Genomic DNA, 16,240 nt, shown 5'->3' on the forward strand with positions numbered 1-16,240 from the left:
GCACCGGACGGCTCCGGCGCCGCGGGCGGACCGGCACACCCACGCGCATGCGTGCGCGGCGACGCCGCGACGGCCACTGCCACTGCCACTGCCACTGCAAGCGGAACCAGCGGCACGCACACGCGTGTGCGGCGACGCCGCACGGCGGCCGGCACCGGACGGCTCCGGCGCCGCGGGCGGACCGGCACACGCACGCGCACGCGCACACGTACGCGGCGACGCCGCGACGACCACGGCCACGGCCGCGGCAAGCGGAACCAGGGGCACGCACACGCGTGTGCGCCGTCGCCCCGAACTGCAGCAACGCCTCGAACTGCAGCGACGCCCGTCCGGCAGGAGCGGCGGCAGCGGCAGCGCGAGAGCGACGGCCACGGTCAGTGGGGGTTGCACTGCGGACGCGGGATCGGCCGAGGGCCCGCACCCCCGGGGTGCGGGCCCTCGAACGTCGCTGAAGTTCAGCTGCGCGGCGTCACGCGCCGATGGCGTGCAGACCGCCGTCGACGTGGATGATCTCGCCGGTGGTCTTCGGGAACCAGTCGCTCAGCAGGGCCACGATGCCCCGGCCGGCCGGCTCGGGGTCCTTCAGGTCCCACTCCAGCGGGGCACGGGTGTCCCACACCGAGGCCAGCTCGCCGAAGCCCGGGATGGACTTGGCGGCCATGGAGCCGATCGGGCCCGCGGAGATGAGGTTGCAGCGGATGTTCTGCTTGCCCAGGTCGCGCGCCATGTAGCGGCTGGTCGCCTCCAGGGCGGCCTTGGCCGGGCCCATCCAGTCGTACTGCGGCCAGGCGTACTGGGCGTCGAAGGTGAGGCCGACGACCGAGCCGCCGTTCTGCATCAGCGGCAGGCAGGCCATGGTCAGCGACTTCAGGGAGAACGCCGAGACGTGCATGGCGGTGGAGACCGACTCGAACGGCGTGTTGAGGAAGTTGCCGCCCAGCGCGTCCTGCGGCGCGAAGCCGATGGAGTGGACGACGCCGTCGAGGCCGCCGAGCTCCTCGCCGACGATGTCGGCCAGGCGGCCCAGGTGCTCGTCGTTGGTGACGTCGAGCTCGATGACCTTGGTCGGCTTCGGGAGCTTCTTGGCGATGCGCTCGGTCAGCGTGGGCCGCGGGAAGGCGGTGAGGATGATCTCCGCGCCCTGCTCCTGGGCCAGCTTGGCGGCGTGGAAGGCGATGGAGGACTCCATCAGCACACCGGTGATCAGGACGCGCTTGCCCTCGAGGATTCCGCTCATGGTGATCAGTGACCCATTCCCAGTCCGCCGTCAACGGGAATGACGGCTCCAGTGATGTACGAGGCGTCGTCCGAGGCGAGGAACCGCACCGCCGCGGCGATCTCCTCGGGCTGGGCGTACCGGCCGAGCGGCACCTGCCCCATGATGTTCTCGCGCTGTTCGTCGGAGAGCGCCCGGGTCATGTCGGTGTCGACGAAACCGGGGGCGACGACGTTGAAGGTGATGTTGCGCGAACCCAGCTCACGGGCGAGGGACCGCGCGAAGCCGACCAGGCCGGCCTTGGAGGCGGCGTAGTTGGCCTGGCCCGCCGAGCCGAGCAGACCGACCACCGAGGAGATCAGCACGACACGGCCCTTCTTGGCGCGCAGCATGCCGCGGTTGGCCCGCTTGACGACCCGGAAGGTGCCGGTGAGGTTGGTCTCGAGGACCGAGGTGAAGTCCTCCTCGGACATGCGCATCAGGAGCTGGTCCTTGGTGATGCCGGCGTTGGCGACGAGGATCTCGACGGGGCCGTGCTCGGCCTCGATCTCCTTGTAGGCCTGCTCCACCTGCTCGGGGTCGGTGATGTCGCACCTGACGGCGAGGCAGCCCATTTCCTTGAGGGCGGCCGGCGGCTCCCCCGAACGGTAGGTGATGGCGACCTTGTCGCCGGCGTCGGCGAACGCGCGGGCGATGGCGAGGCCGATCCCCCGGTTGCCTCCGGTGACGAGAACCGAGCGGCTCAACGGATCACCCTTTCGATAGCGGTCTGAAGCATTCCGACAACCCGCCCGAACACCAAGATGACAGGCGGCTTCACCGAAAACCTATCGGTCCGGCCACGCCACCGGGCAATCGGGCACCGACAGTGGCTCTCCCCGGCTCCTGTCGGGTTCCTACAGTCGGAACGTCGTGGTCCGTCCGCCGTGCCGGGACGTTCGCCGAAGGGTCCGCTCGTCCCCGTGTCACTTACTCGGAGGAGCACGACGCATGGGACGTGATTCACTGCCCGCGACGGCCATCACAGGAGAGCGCCTCGAAGGGAAGCCCGCCCGTGCCCCACGAAGTCGATCAGTCGTTCCTCGCCCTGCCCCTACGCCCTCTCGCCGACGCCGCCCTGGCACGCGCGCGCTCACTGGGGGCCGAGCACGCGGACTTCCGGTTCGAGCGGGTGCGCGGTGCGTCCTGGCGGCTCAGGGACGCCCGGCTCGCCGGGTCGTCGGACACCACCGACCTGGGATACGCGGTGCGCGTCGTGCACGGCGGGACCTGGGGGTTCGCCTCCGGGGTGGACCTGACGCCGGACGCGGCCGCCAAGGTCGCCTCACGGGCGGTCGCGATGGCCAAGCTGTCGGCGCAGGTCATCAAGGCCGCGGGGTCCGACGAGTATGTGAAGCTGGCGGACGAGCCGGTGCACGGGGAGAGGACCTGGGTGTCCTCGTACGGGATCGACCCCTTCACCGTGCCCGACGAGGAGAAGGCGGGGCTGCTCGCCGAGTGGAGCGCGCGGCTGCTCGCGGCCGACGGCGTCGACCACGTCGACGCCTCGCTGCTGACCGTGCACGAGAACAAGTTCTACGCCGACACCGCCGGGACCGTGACCACGCAGCAGCGGGTGCGGCTGCATCCGCAGCTGACCGCCGTGTCGGTGGACGACTCCAGCGGCGAGTTCGACTCGATGCGCACCCTCGCCCCGCCCGTCGGGCGCGGCTGGGAGTACCTCACCGGGACCGGCTGGGACTGGGAGGACGAGCTGGAGCGGATTCCCGGGCTGCTCGCCGAAAAGATGCGCGCGCCGAGCGTCGAGGCGGGCGTCCACGACCTGGTCGTCGACCCCTCCAACCTGTGGCTGACCATCCACGAGTCCATCGGCCACGCCACCGAGCTGGACCGGGCCCTCGGCTACGAGGCCGCCTACGCCGGCACCTCCTTCGCCGCCTTCGACCAGCTGGGCAAGCTGAAGTACGGCTCCGAGCTGATGAACGTCACCGGCGACCGCACCGCCGAGCACGGCCTGGCCACCGTCGGCTACGACGACGAGGGCGTCGAGGCGCAGTCCTGGGACCTGGTCAGGGACGGCACGCTGGTCGGCTACCAGCTGGACCGCAGGATCGCGCGGCTGACCGGGTTCGAGCGGTCCAACGGGTGCGCCTTCGCCGACTCCCCCGGCCATGTGCCCGTGCAGCGCATGGCGAACGTGTCGCTCCAGCCCGACCCGGCCGGGCTGTCGACCGAGGATCTCATCGGGAGCGTCGACCGCGGGATCTACGTCGTCGGGGACCGGTCCTGGTCGATCGACATGCAGCGCTACAACTTCCAGTTCACGGGTCAGCGGGCGTACCGGATCCGCGACGGCCGCCTCGACGGGCAGGTCCGCGACTTCGCCTACCAGGGGATCACGCCCCAGTTCTGGGGCTCCATGGCGGCCGTGGGCGGACCGCAGACGTATGTCCTGGGCGGCGCCTTCAACTGCGGCAAGGCCCAGCCGGGCCAGATCGCGGCGGTCTCGCACGGCTGCCCGTCGGCACTCTTCAAGGGCGTCAACATCCTGAACACCTCGCAGGAGGCCGGTCGATGAGCGTCAGCGTCGGAGCCGGCCGGGGGTCCAGGGGTTGTCCCCCGGGAAAACACAGTCTCAACACCACGCAGGAGGCCGGTCGATGAGCCCGCGTACCAGCAAGCCGCACGAGGTCGTCGAGCGCGCCCTCGCACTGTCCCGGGCCGACGGGTGCGTCGTGATCGCCGACGAGCAGTCCACCGCCAATCTGCGCTGGGCGGGCAACGCGCTGACCACGAACGGTGTCACACGCGGGCGCACCCTCACCGTGATCGCGACCGTCGACGGCCGGGAGGGCACCGCCTCGGGCGTGGTGTCGAGGGCCGCCGTGACCGACGACGAGCTGGAGCCGCTGGTGCGGGCCGCGGAGGCCGCCGCGCGCGGGGCCGGGCCCGCCGAGGACGCCCAGCCGCTGGTGACGGACGTACCGCAGTCCCCGGACTTCACCGACGCGCCCGCCGAGACCTCCTCCGCGGTGTTCGCGGACTTCGCGCCGGCGCTCGGCGAGTCGTTCGCACGCGCGCGTGCCGGTGGCCGCGAACTGTACGGCTTCGCCAACCACGAGATGGTGTCGACGTACCTGGGAACGTCGACGGGCCTGCGGCTGCGCCACGACCAGCCGGCCGGGACGCTGGAGCTGAACGCCAAGTCCCCGGACCGCACCCGCTCGGCGTGGACCGGACGGTCCACGCGGGACTTCAAGGACGTCGACCCGGCGGCGCTGGACGCGGAGCTGGCCGTACGGCTCGGCTGGGCGGAGCGCCGGATCGAGCTGCCCGCGGGGCGGTACGAGACGCTGCTGCCGCCGACGGCGGTCGCCGATCTGCTGATCTACCAGATCTGGTCGTCCTCGGGCCGGGACGCCGCCGAGGGGCGCACGGTGTTCTCCAAGCCGGGCGGCGGCACCCGCGTCGGCGAGAAGCTGACCGAGCTTCCGCTGACGCTGCGCAGTGATCCGGAGGAGCCCGGCCTGGAGTGCGCGCCGTTCGTGGTCGCGCACTCCTCCGGGGACGACAGGTCGGTGTTCGACAACGGTCTGCCCGTGCACGCCACCGAGTGGATCGGCGGCGGCGAGCTGCGGCATCTGCTGACCACCCGGCACAGCGCGGGCCTGACCGGGCTGCCGCTCGCCCCGTCGGCCGGGAACCTGATCCTCGACGGGGGCGGCGATCGCTCCCTGGAGGAGATGGTCGCGGGCACCGAGCGCGGGCTGCTGCTCACCTGTCTGTGGTACATCCGCGAGGTGGACCCCGCGACGCTGCTGCTCACGGGCCTGACCCGGGACGGCGTGTACCTCGTGGAGAACGGCGAGGTGACCGGCGGGGTCAACAACTTCCGGTTCAACGAGTCGCCGGTGGACCTGCTGGGAAGGGCGACCGAGGCCGGGCGGACCGAGAAGACGCTGCCCAGGGAGTGGAGCGACTACTTCACCCGGGCCGCGATGCCGGCGCTGCGCGTCCCGGAATTCAACATGAGCTCTGTCAGCCAGGGCGTATAACCTCGTAGTCGGCTGTCACCCGACTGCCCGAAGAGCACCGAGCTCGCACCGAGCTTCATCTAGGAGACACGAGAACCGTGACGGACATCGTCGACGAGCTGAAGTGGCGTGGGCTGTTCGCCCTGTCCACCGACGAGAACGCTTTGCGCAAGACGCTCGCGGACGGTCCCGTCACGTTCTATTGCGGCTTCGACCCGACGGCGCCGTCACTGCACGTGGGGCACCTGGTGCAGGTGCTCACCGTGCGCCGGCTCCAGCAGGCCGGGCACCGGCCGCTGGCGCTGGTCGGCGGGGCCACGGGCCTGATCGGCGATCCCCGTCCGACCGCCGAGCGCACGCTGAACGACCCGGAGACGGTGGCCGGCTGGGTGGACCGGCTGCGCGGCCAGATCGAGCCGTTCCTGTCCTTCGAGGGCGAGAACGCCGCCGTGATGGTGAACAACCTCGACTGGACGCAGGGCCTGTCCGCGATCGAGTTCCTGCGGGACATCGGCAAGCACTTCCGGGTCAACAAGATGCTGACGAAGGACTCCGTCGCCCGCCGTCTGGAGTCCGACCAGGGCATCAGCTACACCGAGTTCAGCTACCAGATCCTCCAGGGCATGGACTTCCTCCAGCTCTACCGGAGGTACGGCTGCGCGCTCCAGCAGGGCGGCAGCGACCAGTGGGGCAACCTCACGGCGGGCCTCGACCTGATCCACCGCCTGGAGCCGGACGCGGCGGTGCACGCGCTCGCGACGCCGCTGATGACGAAGGCGGACGGCACCAAGTTCGGCAAGACCGAGGGCGGCGCTGTCTGGCTCGACGCGGAGATGACGACGCCGTACGCGTTCTACCAGTTCTGGCTGAACGTGGACGACCGGGACATCTCCCGCTACATGCGCATCCTGTCCTTCAAGTCCCGCGAGGAACTGGAGGAGCTGGAGCGGCAGACCGAGGAGCGTCCGCAGGCCCGGGCCGCGCAGCGCGCGCTGGCCGAGGAGCTGACGACGCTGGTGCACGGCGCCGAGCAGACGGCCGCCGTGATCGCCGCGTCCAGGGCGCTGTTCGGGCAGGGCGAGCTGACCGGGCTGGACGAGCGGACCCTGACCGCGGCCCTGGCGGAGGTCCCGCACGCCGAGGTCACCGAGCTGGGCCCGGTGGTCGACCTGTTCGCCGAGGTCGGCCTGGTGCCCAGCAAGTCGGCCGCGCGCCGCACGGTGAAGGAGGGCGGCGCCTACGTGAACAACGTCAAGGTCACCGCCGAGGACGCGGTCCCCGCCACGGAGGACCTGCTGCACGGCCGCTGGCTGGTGCTGCGCCGGGGCAAGAGGAATCTGGCGGCGGTCGAGGTCACGAGCGGCTGAGCCCGGACATACGGCCGGGCGCGAAGGGGGCGGCCCACCGGGGATTCCGGTGGGCCGCCCCCTTCGGCCGTCCTTCCACCGCCTCTCGGCCCGTGCGCCCGCGCTATGCCCGCTGGGCGTCCTGCCGCTTCTTGTTGCCCCACAGCGCCATGTACGCCATGTCGCCGACGAAGACGATGATGATCGCGGCCACGAGCTGGAAGAAGTGCCTGCTCCAGTCGATGCCGCGGGTCGAGGCGACACCGGCCGCGCGGGCCACCGCGTTGCCGACGATCGCGCCGAGCATGCCGAAGATCGTGGTCAGCCAGATGGGGCTGTGCTGCTTGCCCGGGATGATCGCCTTCGCGATCAGCCCCAGCACGAAACCCACGATGATCGCCCACAACCAGCCCATGGCTGCCTCCTCGTCCGGCTCTACATGAGCATTACGCCCAGTGTCGGGGCGGCTTCCGTGCGTCGCACGTCGGGTGCCGGCCGCCGGACGGTCCTGGGCGGCCCGCGGGACGGAGCGGGCGCCGTTCGTGCAGGCAGAACGGCGGCCCCGGTCTCGTAGGCGGTGGGAACGCGGCGTAACGTGTAGTTCGTGCGGGTCGTTGTCCCGACCGGTCCAGGACCGGACGCGGGCCGGGGAGTTGTCCGATACGGACGAATGGTGGACAGGTGATGCGGAAACTGCACGGCGAGGGCAACGCCCAGGTGTTCCGGATCACGGGAGCCCGGACGGGCCTTCAGGAGGATGTGCGCGGCCGGCAGCGCCGGTACGTCATCTCGATGTCGATCCGTACGGCGTCGGTGATCCTCGCGGTGGCGCTGTGGAACGTCGAGCGGTATGTGGCGATCGTGGCGCTGGTGCTCGGGGCGGTGCTGCCCTATGTCGCCGTGGTGATCGCGAACGCGGGGCGGGAGGGCGCGCCCAAACTGCCGTCGACGTTCGTCACCATGCCGTCGAAACCGATGATCACGCCGCCGCGGAGCGACGACGATTTCGCCCGGTCCGCCACGGACGACACCGCGGGCGACAGCGCGGCCGACGCGGCGCGCGAGCCGCGTGACAGGGCTTGACCTGGCCCGTCGGCGCGGCCGAACGGTGGCCTTCCGGGAAGCTCAAGAAACGCTCAGATCAATCATGTTGTTCCGGTGCCGGGCGGCGGGTTACCCGTGACATACTTCGTACGCGCTCCGCATCCCCCGTCGGAGCGACAGACCGACGCCGGGCAGCTCCCCCCGTGGCTGCTCGGCGTCGCCTTGTGTGCAGTGGTTGTGAGACGAAGCCGTGACTGACGAAACCCCGATCTGCTCCGCCAAGAGCTGCCATGCCGCCGCGGTGTGGGTGCTGGCCTGGAACAACCCGAAGATCCACACACCGGAGCGCCGCAAGACGTGGCTGGCGTGCGAGGAGCACCGGGAGCACCTGTCGCAGTTCCTCGGTGTGCGGGGCTTCCTGAAGGACGTGGTCCCCTTCAGCGAGTGGGAAGCGCCGGACAGGCCCTAGCCGTGCCCTAGCCGCCGATCGCCGACATCGGCCGCTCCGGCTGGACGAACGACGGGTCGTCCAGGCCCGCTCCCGCCTTCTTGCCCCACATCGCCACCCGCCATATGCGGGCGATCTCCTCGTCGGGGGCGCCGGAGCGCAGGGCGGCGCGCAGGTCGGTCTCCTCGGTGGCGAACAGGCAGGTGCGGATCTGGCCGTCGGCCGTGAGCCGGGTGCGGTCGCAGGCCGCGCAGAACGGGCGGGTCACCGAGGCGATCACGCCGACGCGGTGCGGGCCGCCGTCCACGATCCAGCGCTCGGCCGGCGCCGAGCCGCGCTCCCCGGTGTCCTCGGGGGTCAGCTCGAAACGGGTGCCCAGCGAGGTCAGGATCTCGGCCGCGGTCACCATGCCCTCGCGCTTCCAGCCGTGCTGGGCGTCCAGGGGCATCTGCTCGATGAAGCGGAGCTCGTAGGCGTGCTCCACCGCCCAGGCCAGCAGGTCCGGGGCCTCGTCCGCGTTCAGGTCGCGCATCAGGACGGTGTTGACCTTCACCGGGGTCAGGCCGGCCTCCCGGGCGGCTTCGAGGCCCTCGATGACGTCCTTGTGCCGGTCCCGGCGGGTGAGCGCCTTGAAGACGTCCGGGCGCAGGGTGTCCAGGGAGACGTTGACCCGGTCCAGGCCGGCGGCCCTCAGGGCGGTCGCGGTGCGCTTCAGTCCGATGCCGTTGGTGGTGAGGGACGTCTGCGGGCGGGGGTCCAGCGCCGCGACGCGCTCGACGATGCCGACCAGGCCGGGGCGCAGCAGGGGTTCGCCGCCGGTGAAGCGGACCTCCCTGATGCCGAGGGAGGTGACGGCGATGTCGATCAGGCGGACGATCTCGTCGTCGGTGAGCAGGGTCGGCTTGGCCAGCCACTGCAGCCCTTCCTCGGGCATGCAGTACGTACAGCGCAGGTTGCACCGGTCGGTCAGTGAGACTCTCAGGTCGGTGGCCACCCGGCCGTAGGTGTCGATGAGCATGTGGCCCCCTCCCTCGTCCCGGATTCATGTGGCGCACCACTCGAAGTTGTCGTCATCTGCGAGCCTACGTGACACCACTGACAACGACAGCGCCGGAAGTCACGAGATACGGCGCGGCCGCGTCGTAGGGATCTACGATCCCCGCGACGCGGCCGCCTTGGACGGGTGGGCTTTCAGTGCGCTCCGGTGCCCGTCATGGAGCGCACCTCCAGTTCGGCGTACTTGGCGTCGTCCGGGGTCTCCTTGGACAGGAGGGTGCCCACGACGCCGAGCAGGAAGCCGACCGGGATCGAGATGAGGCCGGGGTTCTCCAGCGGGAACCAGTGGAAGTCGACGTCGGGGAACATCGACGTCGGCTTGCCCGAGACCACCGGCGAGAACAGCACCAGGCCGACCGCGGTGACCAGGCCGCCGTAGATCGACCACAGGGCGCCGGAGGTGGTGAACCGCTTCCAGAACAGGCTGTAGAGGATCGTGGGCAGGTTGGCGGAGGCGGCGACGGCGAAGGCGAGCGCGACCAGGCCGGCGACGTTCAGGTCGCGGGCGAGGGCGCCCAGGACGATCGAGACCGCGCCGATGCCGACGGTCGCCCAGCGGGCCGCGTTCAGCTCCTGCTTCTCGGTGGCGGTGCCCTTCTTGATGACGTTGGCGTAGATGTCGTGGGCGAAGGAGGAGGACGAGGCCAGGGTCAGGCCGGCGACGACGGCGAGGATCGTGGCGAAGGCGACGGCGGAGATGGAGGCCAGCAGGATGGCGCCCCAGTTGGAATCGACTCCGCCGAGATGCAGGGCGAGCAGTGGCGCTGCGGTGTTGCCCGCCTTGTTGGAGGCGATGATCTCGTCGGACTTGATGAGCGCGGCGGCGCCGAAGCCGAGCGCGAGGGTCATCAGGTAGAAGGCGCCGATCAGCCCGATCGCCCAGATCACGGACTTGCGGGCGGCCTTGGCCGTGGGAACGGTGTAGAAGCGGATCAGGATGTGCGGCAGACCGGCGGTGCCGAGGACCAGGGCGATGCCGAGCGAGAGGAAGTCGAGCTTGGTGGTGCCCGTGGCGCCGTACTTCAGTCCGGGCTCCAGGAAGGCGCTGCCCTTGCCGCTGTTGGCGGCGGCCTTGCCGAGCAGGTCGGAGATGTTGAAGTTGAACTTCAGCATGACCAGGAAGGTGAGCAGCACGGCGCCGGCGATGAGCAGCACGGCCTTGACCATCTGCACCCAGGTGGTGCCCTTCATGCCGCCGATGGTGACGTAGACGATCATCAGCACGCCGACCAGCGCGACGATGGCGATCTTGCCTCCGTCGCTGGTGATGCCGAGCAGCAGGGAGACCAGGACGCCGGCGCCGGCCATCTGGGCCAGCAGGTAGAAGATCGACACCACGATGGTGGAGGTGCCGGCCGCGGTGCGGACCGGGCGCTGGCGCATCCGGTAGGCCAGTACGTCGCCCATGGTGTACCGGCCGGAGTTGCGCAGTGGTTCGGCGACCAGGAGCAGGGCGACCAGCCAGGCGACGAGGAAGCCGATGGAGTACAGGAAGCCGTCGTAGCCGAACAGCGCGATGGCGCCGGCGATGCCGAGGAAGGACGCGGCGGACATGTAGTCGCCGGAGACCGCGAGGCCGTTCTGGAAGCCGGTGAACTGCCGTCCGCCGGCGTAGAAGTCCGCGGCGTCCTTGGTCTGCCGGCCTGCCCACACGGTGATGACGAGGGTCGCGAGGACGAACACCGCGAACAGGGTGATGATCAGCGGCCGGTGCCGGCTCGCCTCACCGGCCGCGAGGGTCAGCGTGGGTGCGATCGCGGGGCTCATTCGGCGCCCTCCATCCGGGACTTGATGGCCTCGGCCTTGGGGTCGAGCTCGGCGGCGGCGTGCCGCGCGTACCACCAGGCGATGAGGAACGTGGTGAGGAACTGGGCGAGGCCCAGGACGAGGGCGACGTTGATGTTGCCGAACAGCTTGGTGCCCATGAAGCCGCCCGCGTAGTTGGAGAGCAGCACGTACAGCAGGTACCAGGCGATGAAGGCGACGGTCAGCGGGAAGGCGAAGGATCGGTAGGAACGGCGCAGTTCGACGAACTCCGCGCTGTCCCGCACCGCGACGAACTCCTCGGTGCTCGGGAGTGGGGCCTGGGTCTTCGAGGGTGGCGGTGTCTCGGTGGCCACTTCGGTCTCCTCGCGTGTCGGATGCGGTTGGGACAGGGGCCCGATCGTGCTCGGGTTCCCCGCCCAAGGTCCACGGCGCCACGCGGTGACCGGTTCAAGTTCCGTTGGTTGTTTCGCAACCGGTCTGAACAAGTCATTGCTAAGTCATTGCTGGTGGGGGAGGCGGCGAGATAGCTTCACCCTGCACCACCCGTCATGTACCTGCCTGCGCTGCCACCTGTGGTCGGGCAGGTCTGCACCCGGATGATGTGGAGACCCCATGGCTCATCTGCGTTCCAGACGCCGCCTCGCCCTGGCCGTACCGGTCGCGCTGTCGCTGACCGCGTCACTCGGCTTCCTGCCCTCGGCGGCGTCGGCGGCGCCCCGAGCGGCCTCGGCGGCGCAGGCGAAGGACGCGCCGACTATGGCTTACGTCGTCAACACCAAGACGGACCGTCACACGATCGCCCAGGTGCAACGGTCGATCACCGCGGCCGGCGGCACCATCGTGATGACGTACGACCAGATCGGCGTCATCGTGGCCCGCTCCGCGAACCCGGACTTCGGCAGGACCGTCCGCAAGGCCCATGGAGTCGACTCGGCGGGTGCCACCCGCACCGCGCCTCTACGCGCGTCCGGGACGACGGACGAGGGCGCGGTGCAGTACCTCTCCGAGACCGAGGTCGCACAGCTGAAGAAGACGGCCAAGGCGTCGAAGACCCCGAAGGGGTCAGTCGCCCAGGAGCCCCTCGAGGCCGAGCAGTGGGACCTGCGGGCCATCGGCGCCGACAAGGCCGCCGCGATCAACCCGGGCAGCCCGAAGGTCACCGTCGCCGTGATCGACACCGGCGTCGACGACACCCACCCGAACCTCGCGCCGAACTTCTCCGCCAAGCAGTCGGCCAGTTGTGTCGGCGGCAAGCCGGACACCTCGCCGGGCGCCTGGCGGCCCGCCAGTCCCGACCACTACCACGGCACGCATGTCGCGGGTGAGATAGCCGCCGCCCGCAACGGGACGGGCGTCGCGGGCGTCGCGCCGGGCGTGAAGGTCTCCGGCATCCGGGTGGCCGAGCCGGACACCGAGCTGTTCTACCCGGAGAGCGTGGTCTGCGCCTTCGTGTTCGCCGCCGACCACGGTGTGCAGGTCACCAACAACAGCTACTACGTGGACCCGTGGCTGTACAACTGCAAGGACGACGCCGACCAGAAGGCCGTCCTCGACGCCGTCGGCCGGGCCCAGCTGTACGCGCAGCGCAAGGGCACCCTGAGCGTGGCCTCCGCGGGCAACTCCAACCACGATCTGGCCGCCAAGTCGATCCTCGACACGTCCAGCCCGAACGACACGACCGCGGTCGACCGCACGATCGACCCGAAGAAGTGCCTGGACGTGCCGGCACAGCTGCCGGGTGTGGTGACGGTCAGCGCCACCGGCGTGCAGACCCTCAAGTCGTACTACTCCAACTACGGCGACGGCGTCATCGACGTCGCGGGACCGGGCGGAGACAAGTACCAGATCCCGGACACCCCGTCGCAGAACGGCCGCATCCTGTCGACCATGCCGGAGGGCCAGTACGGCTTCCTCCAGGGCACGTCGATGGCCGCCCCGCACGTCGCCGGTGTCGCCGCGCTGCTGAAGTCGACCCATCCGAACGCCAAGCCCGCCCAGTTGCTGGCCCTTCTCAAGGCCCAGGCGGACAACCCGGGATGCCCGGTCGAGCCCTACGACCCCGACGGCAACGGCGTCGTCGACTCGTTCTGCAAGGGCAACAAGAACCGCAACGGGTTCTACGGCTCCGGCGTCGTCAACGCGCTCCGCGCGGTCAAGTGACCGGCACGGCCCGTCACTTCCACATACGCCCCCCACGTTTCGCATGCCTGTCGCATGCCGCACCGCAATGGTTCGAAACACTGGAGTTCACATGAGCGTTCGCCTCAACCGGCGTACCGTCACCATCCCGCTCGGCATGGCCGTCGCCTCCGCTCTCGCGTTCCTGCCGAACGTGGCGTCCGCCACCGAGGCCGGTCAGCAGGTGGCCGCCGCGCAGAGCATCTCCGCCGCCGCCGACGGGGACGCGCTGAGCTACGTCGTCAACATCCGTCCCGGCCACAGCTCCGCGGCCGTGCAGAAGGCGATCGGCAAGGCCGGCGGCTCGGTCGTCATCGCCTACGACCAGATCGGCGTCATCGTCGTCCACTCGTCGAACGCCGACTTCGCCAAGGAGATACGCAAGGACAAGGGTGTCGAATCCGCGGGCTCCACCCGGACCGCTCCGCTGTCCCCGCAGTCGACCACCGAGATGTGGTCGCCGCAGGTGCTCACCGGTGCGGAGCTGGCCGCGGCGACCGAGGCCTCCGCGGCCGACCAGGAGCCGCTCCAGGGGCTCCAGTGGGACCTGCCGATGATCAAGGCGGACAAGGCCCACGAGGTCACCCTGGGCAGCTCCAAGGTCACGGTCGGCGTGATCGACACCGGTGTGGACGACACCCACCCGGACCTCGCCGCCAACTTCAACCGTGCCGCGTCGGTGAACTGCGTGTCGGGCAAGCCGAACACGGCGGACGGCGCCTGGCGGCCGAACAAGGGCGAGAGCCCGCACGGCACGCACGTCGCCGGTGAGATCGCCGCCGCGAAGAACGGCATCGGCATGGTCGGTGTCGCCCCGGGTGTGAAGGTGTCGGGCATCAAGGTGTCGACGCCGGAGGGCTGGTTCTACACCGAGGCCGTGGTGTGCGGCTTCATCTGGGCCGCCGAGCACGGCGTGGACATCACCAACAACAGCTACTACACCGACCCGTGGAACTTCAACTGCGCCGACGACCCCGACCAGAAGGCTCTGGTGGAGGCCGTGTCGCGGGCCACCAAGTACGCGGAGGGCAAGGGCACGGTCAACGTCGCGGCCGCCGGCAACGACAACTGGGACCTCGCCGGGAAGACCATCCTCGACCCGGGCAGCCCGAACGACTCCACCCCCGGTGACCGGGTGATCGACCCGAAGAAGTGCCTGGACATCCCGGCGATGCTGCCGGGCACCGTCACGGTCTCCTCCATCGGCGCCAAGGGCATCAAGTCCTCGTTCTCCAACTACGGCCAGGGCGTCATCGACGTCTCCGCGCCGGGTGGCGACTCGACCGCCTACCAGCGGCCCGACGCCCCCGCCACCAGCGGCCTGATCCTGGGCACGCTGCCGGGCGGCCAGTACGGCTACATGGCCGGCACCTCGATGGCCTCGCCGCACGTCGCCGCCGTCGCCGCGCTCATCAAGTCGACCCACCCGCAGGCCAAGCCGAACCAGGTGAAGGCGCTGCTGGCCCAGGGTGCCGACAAGAAGGAGTGCACGACCCCGTACGACATCAACGGCGACGGCAAGATCGACGCCGAGTGCAAGGGCGGCAAGGGCAAGAACTCCTTCTACGGCGAGGGTGTCGTCAACGCCCTCAACGCCGTGACGAAGTAGACACGGCGGATGTCGGCCGGTACCGCATAGTGCGGTCATGACTGACATCACCTACGCGTGGTCCGCGCTGGGCGGCGATCCGGCCCTGCTGTCGCGGGTCACCACCGTGCAACGGGAAGGCGCGCTCCCGGCGCGTCTTCCCGTACGGGAACTGGCACGCACGTGCGTGTGTGCCTGCGCCCTGGCCGCCGCCGAACTGGGAGCGCGGCGGGCGGGGCTCGCCACGGTGCCGGCGGTTCGGGGGGACGACGGCGCCGTGGCCACCGCCTTCACGAGCGAGCGGCGTCTGCGGGTGGACGGGAAGGCGCCCGTCTCCTTCGCGCCGCTCTCGCGGTTCTGGCGGACGGCGGACGGCTGGGTGCGCACGCACGCCAACTACCCGCACCACCGGGAGCGGTTGCTCCGGGCGCTGGACGTGCCGGAGGACGTGGACCGGGTCGCGTCCGTACTCGCCGAGCGGTCCGCGCGCGAGGTCGAGGACGCCGTGTTCGCGGCCGGAGGCCTCGCCGTCGCCCTGCGCACTTCCGAGGAATGGGCCGCGCACGAGCAGGGTGCCGCGGTGGCCGCCCGGCCGCTGGTCGAGCGGGAGCGGCCGGACGAGGCACACGCGCGCGTGCTCGCGCCCGTGCCGAGCGCTCCCCTGCTGCCCGCCGCCGGGCTGCGCGTGCTCGACCTGACCCGGGTGCTCGCGGGCCCCGTCGCCACCCGGACACTCGCCCTGCTGGGCGCCGATGTGCTGCGCGTGGACGCGCCGGACCGTCCCGAAGAGGCCGGCCTGCACGCGGACACCGGTTTCGGGAAGCGGTCGGCGGCGCTGGACCTCGCGGCCGACCGGGCCGCCTTCGAGGAGCTGCTCGCGGCGGCGGACGTCGTGGTCACCGGGTACCGGCCCGGCGCCCTGGACCGGTTCGGGCTTTCCGCCGAGGCGCTGGCCGAGCGGCGGCCCGGCCTGGTCGTGGCACAGCTGTCGGCGTGGGGCGGATACGGGCCGTGGGGCGGACGCCGGGGCTTCGACAGCCTCGTACAGGTCGCCACCGGCATCGCCGCGATCGAGGGGTCGCCCGAGCAGCCGGGTGCCCTGCCCGCGCAGGCCCTGGACCACGGCACGGGCTATCTGCTGGCGGCGGCGGTGCTGCGCGCCCTGACCGAGCAGACGCGGGAGGGCGGCACCCGGGTCGTACGGCTGGCCCTGGCGCGCACGGCGTCCTGGCTGACGCGGACCGGCGTCGGACCGGTCCCCGCGACGGACGCCGTGCGGGGCTCCGCGTACGACAGCCCCGACCCCTGGCTCGGCGAGACGACCAGCCCGATCGGCCGCCTGCTCCACGCCCGCCCGCCCGTCGCCTTCACCGGCGCCCCGTCCGGCTGGTCCCGTCCGCCGGGGCCCTGGGGCACGGACGCACCCCACTGGACCTGACCGAAACGGCCGGCAGCCGGGTGGCCGACGGCTTCTCCCCGCACACCGGGACACCGGGCGGCGGGCGCGTCGGCCGCGATCTCCGCGCGGGTGCCGTCGGGTGCCGCGCGGGGTGCCGTCGGGTG

Annotated in this window: 14 protein-coding genes; 8 read left to right on the forward strand and 6 right to left on the reverse strand. The window is 70.8% G+C overall.

Annotated elements, in window-relative coordinates; all coding sequences use genetic code 11:
* Nucleotides 1–469: 469 nt before the first annotated feature.
* Both fabI and fabG read right to left on the reverse strand, forming a co-directional pair.
* Nucleotides 470–1,237, reverse strand: a complete 768-nt coding sequence (gene fabI, locus ACIQMV_RS35005; protein WP_141362248.1) for an enoyl-ACP reductase FabI — start codon at nucleotides 1,235–1,237, stop codon at nucleotides 470–472.
* Between the two features lie 5 nt (nucleotides 1,238–1,242).
* The gene (gene fabG / locus ACIQMV_RS35010; RefSeq protein ID WP_402597181.1) at nucleotides 1,243–1,962 is read right to left on the reverse strand and encodes a 3-oxoacyl-[acyl-carrier-protein] reductase; all 720 of its coding nucleotides are present in this window, start codon (nucleotides 1,960–1,962) and stop codon (nucleotides 1,243–1,245) included.
* Nucleotides 1,963–2,270: 308 nt separating this feature from the next.
* Between fabG and ACIQMV_RS35015 the strand changes: the two genes are divergently transcribed.
* The 3 genes from ACIQMV_RS35015 to tyrS all read left to right on the forward strand — a co-directional run bounded on the left by ACIQMV_RS35015 (nucleotide 2,271) and on the right by tyrS (nucleotide 6,617).
* Nucleotides 2,271–3,794 (forward strand): TldD/PmbA family protein, encoded by a 1,524-nt coding sequence (locus ACIQMV_RS35015; RefSeq protein ID WP_402597182.1) that lies wholly within the window; start codon nucleotides 2,271–2,273, stop codon nucleotides 3,792–3,794.
* Nucleotides 3,795–3,876: 82 nt separating this feature from the next.
* Nucleotides 3,877–5,271, forward strand: coding sequence for a metallopeptidase TldD-related protein (locus ACIQMV_RS35020; RefSeq protein WP_402597183.1), 1,395 nt, complete (start codon nucleotides 3,877–3,879; stop codon nucleotides 5,269–5,271).
* Between the two features lie 77 nt (nucleotides 5,272–5,348).
* Complete coding sequence (gene tyrS, locus ACIQMV_RS35025) at nucleotides 5,349–6,617, forward strand: tyrosine--tRNA ligase (RefSeq protein ID WP_402597184.1); 1,269 nt, start codon at nucleotides 5,349–5,351, stop codon at nucleotides 6,615–6,617.
* A 103-nt stretch (nucleotides 6,618–6,720) separates the two neighbouring features.
* Here the strand turns inward: tyrS and ACIQMV_RS35030 are convergent, their stop codons facing one another.
* The gene (locus ACIQMV_RS35030; RefSeq protein ID WP_141362238.1) at nucleotides 6,721–7,011 is read right to left on the reverse strand and encodes a GlsB/YeaQ/YmgE family stress response membrane protein; all 291 of its coding nucleotides are present in this window, start codon (nucleotides 7,009–7,011) and stop codon (nucleotides 6,721–6,723) included.
* A 269-nt stretch (nucleotides 7,012–7,280) separates the two neighbouring features.
* On the opposite strand from ACIQMV_RS35030, the gene ACIQMV_RS35035 reads away from it, so the two are divergent.
* A complete protein-coding gene (locus tag ACIQMV_RS35035) occupies nucleotides 7,281–7,679 on the forward strand; it encodes a DUF3099 domain-containing protein (RefSeq protein WP_402597185.1) in 399 nt (132 codons plus the stop codon).
* A gap of 211 nt (nucleotides 7,680–7,890) precedes the next feature.
* Nucleotides 7,891–8,109, forward strand: a complete 219-nt coding sequence (locus ACIQMV_RS35040; RefSeq protein WP_225074049.1) for a hypothetical protein — start codon at nucleotides 7,891–7,893, stop codon at nucleotides 8,107–8,109.
* 7 nt (nucleotides 8,110–8,116) lie between these two features.
* Here the strand turns inward: ACIQMV_RS35040 and moaA are convergent, their stop codons facing one another.
* The 3 genes from moaA to ACIQMV_RS35055 form a co-directional block, all read right to left on the reverse strand.
* Nucleotides 8,117–9,106: a GTP 3',8-cyclase MoaA gene (gene moaA / locus ACIQMV_RS35045; RefSeq protein WP_402597186.1), complete on the reverse strand. Its 990-nt coding sequence runs from the start codon at nucleotides 9,104–9,106 to the stop codon at nucleotides 8,117–8,119.
* A gap of 173 nt (nucleotides 9,107–9,279) precedes the next feature.
* Nucleotides 9,280–10,911 carry a cation acetate symporter gene (locus ACIQMV_RS35050; protein WP_402597187.1) on the reverse strand — a complete coding sequence of 544 codons (1,632 nt, stop codon included), beginning with the start codon at nucleotides 10,909–10,911 and terminating at the stop codon, nucleotides 9,280–9,282.
* Nucleotides 10,908–11,264, reverse strand: coding sequence for a DUF485 domain-containing protein (locus tag ACIQMV_RS35055; RefSeq protein ID WP_141362228.1), 357 nt, complete (start codon nucleotides 11,262–11,264; stop codon nucleotides 10,908–10,910). Before ACIQMV_RS35055 ends, ACIQMV_RS35050 begins: the two co-directional genes overlap by 4 nt.
* Nucleotides 11,265–11,523: 259 nt before the next feature.
* Between ACIQMV_RS35055 and ACIQMV_RS35060 the strand changes: the two genes are divergently transcribed.
* From ACIQMV_RS35060 to ACIQMV_RS35070, 3 genes are all read left to right on the forward strand, one after another.
* Nucleotides 11,524–13,071, forward strand: coding sequence for a S8 family serine peptidase (locus ACIQMV_RS35060; protein WP_141362226.1), 1,548 nt, complete (start codon nucleotides 11,524–11,526; stop codon nucleotides 13,069–13,071).
* A 91-nt stretch (nucleotides 13,072–13,162) separates the two neighbouring features.
* Nucleotides 13,163–14,698 (forward strand): S8 family peptidase, encoded by a 1,536-nt coding sequence (locus ACIQMV_RS35065; RefSeq protein ID WP_402597188.1) that lies wholly within the window; start codon nucleotides 13,163–13,165, stop codon nucleotides 14,696–14,698.
* Between the two features lie 37 nt (nucleotides 14,699–14,735).
* Nucleotides 14,736–16,115, forward strand: a complete 1,380-nt coding sequence (locus ACIQMV_RS35070; RefSeq protein WP_402597189.1) for a CoA transferase — start codon at nucleotides 14,736–14,738, stop codon at nucleotides 16,113–16,115.
* Nucleotides 16,116–16,240: the final 125 nt, after the last annotated feature.

This window comes from Streptomyces sp. NPDC091412 (assembly GCF_044756885.1).
Classification (GTDB): Bacteria; Actinomycetota; Actinomycetes; order Streptomycetales; family Streptomycetaceae; genus Streptomyces.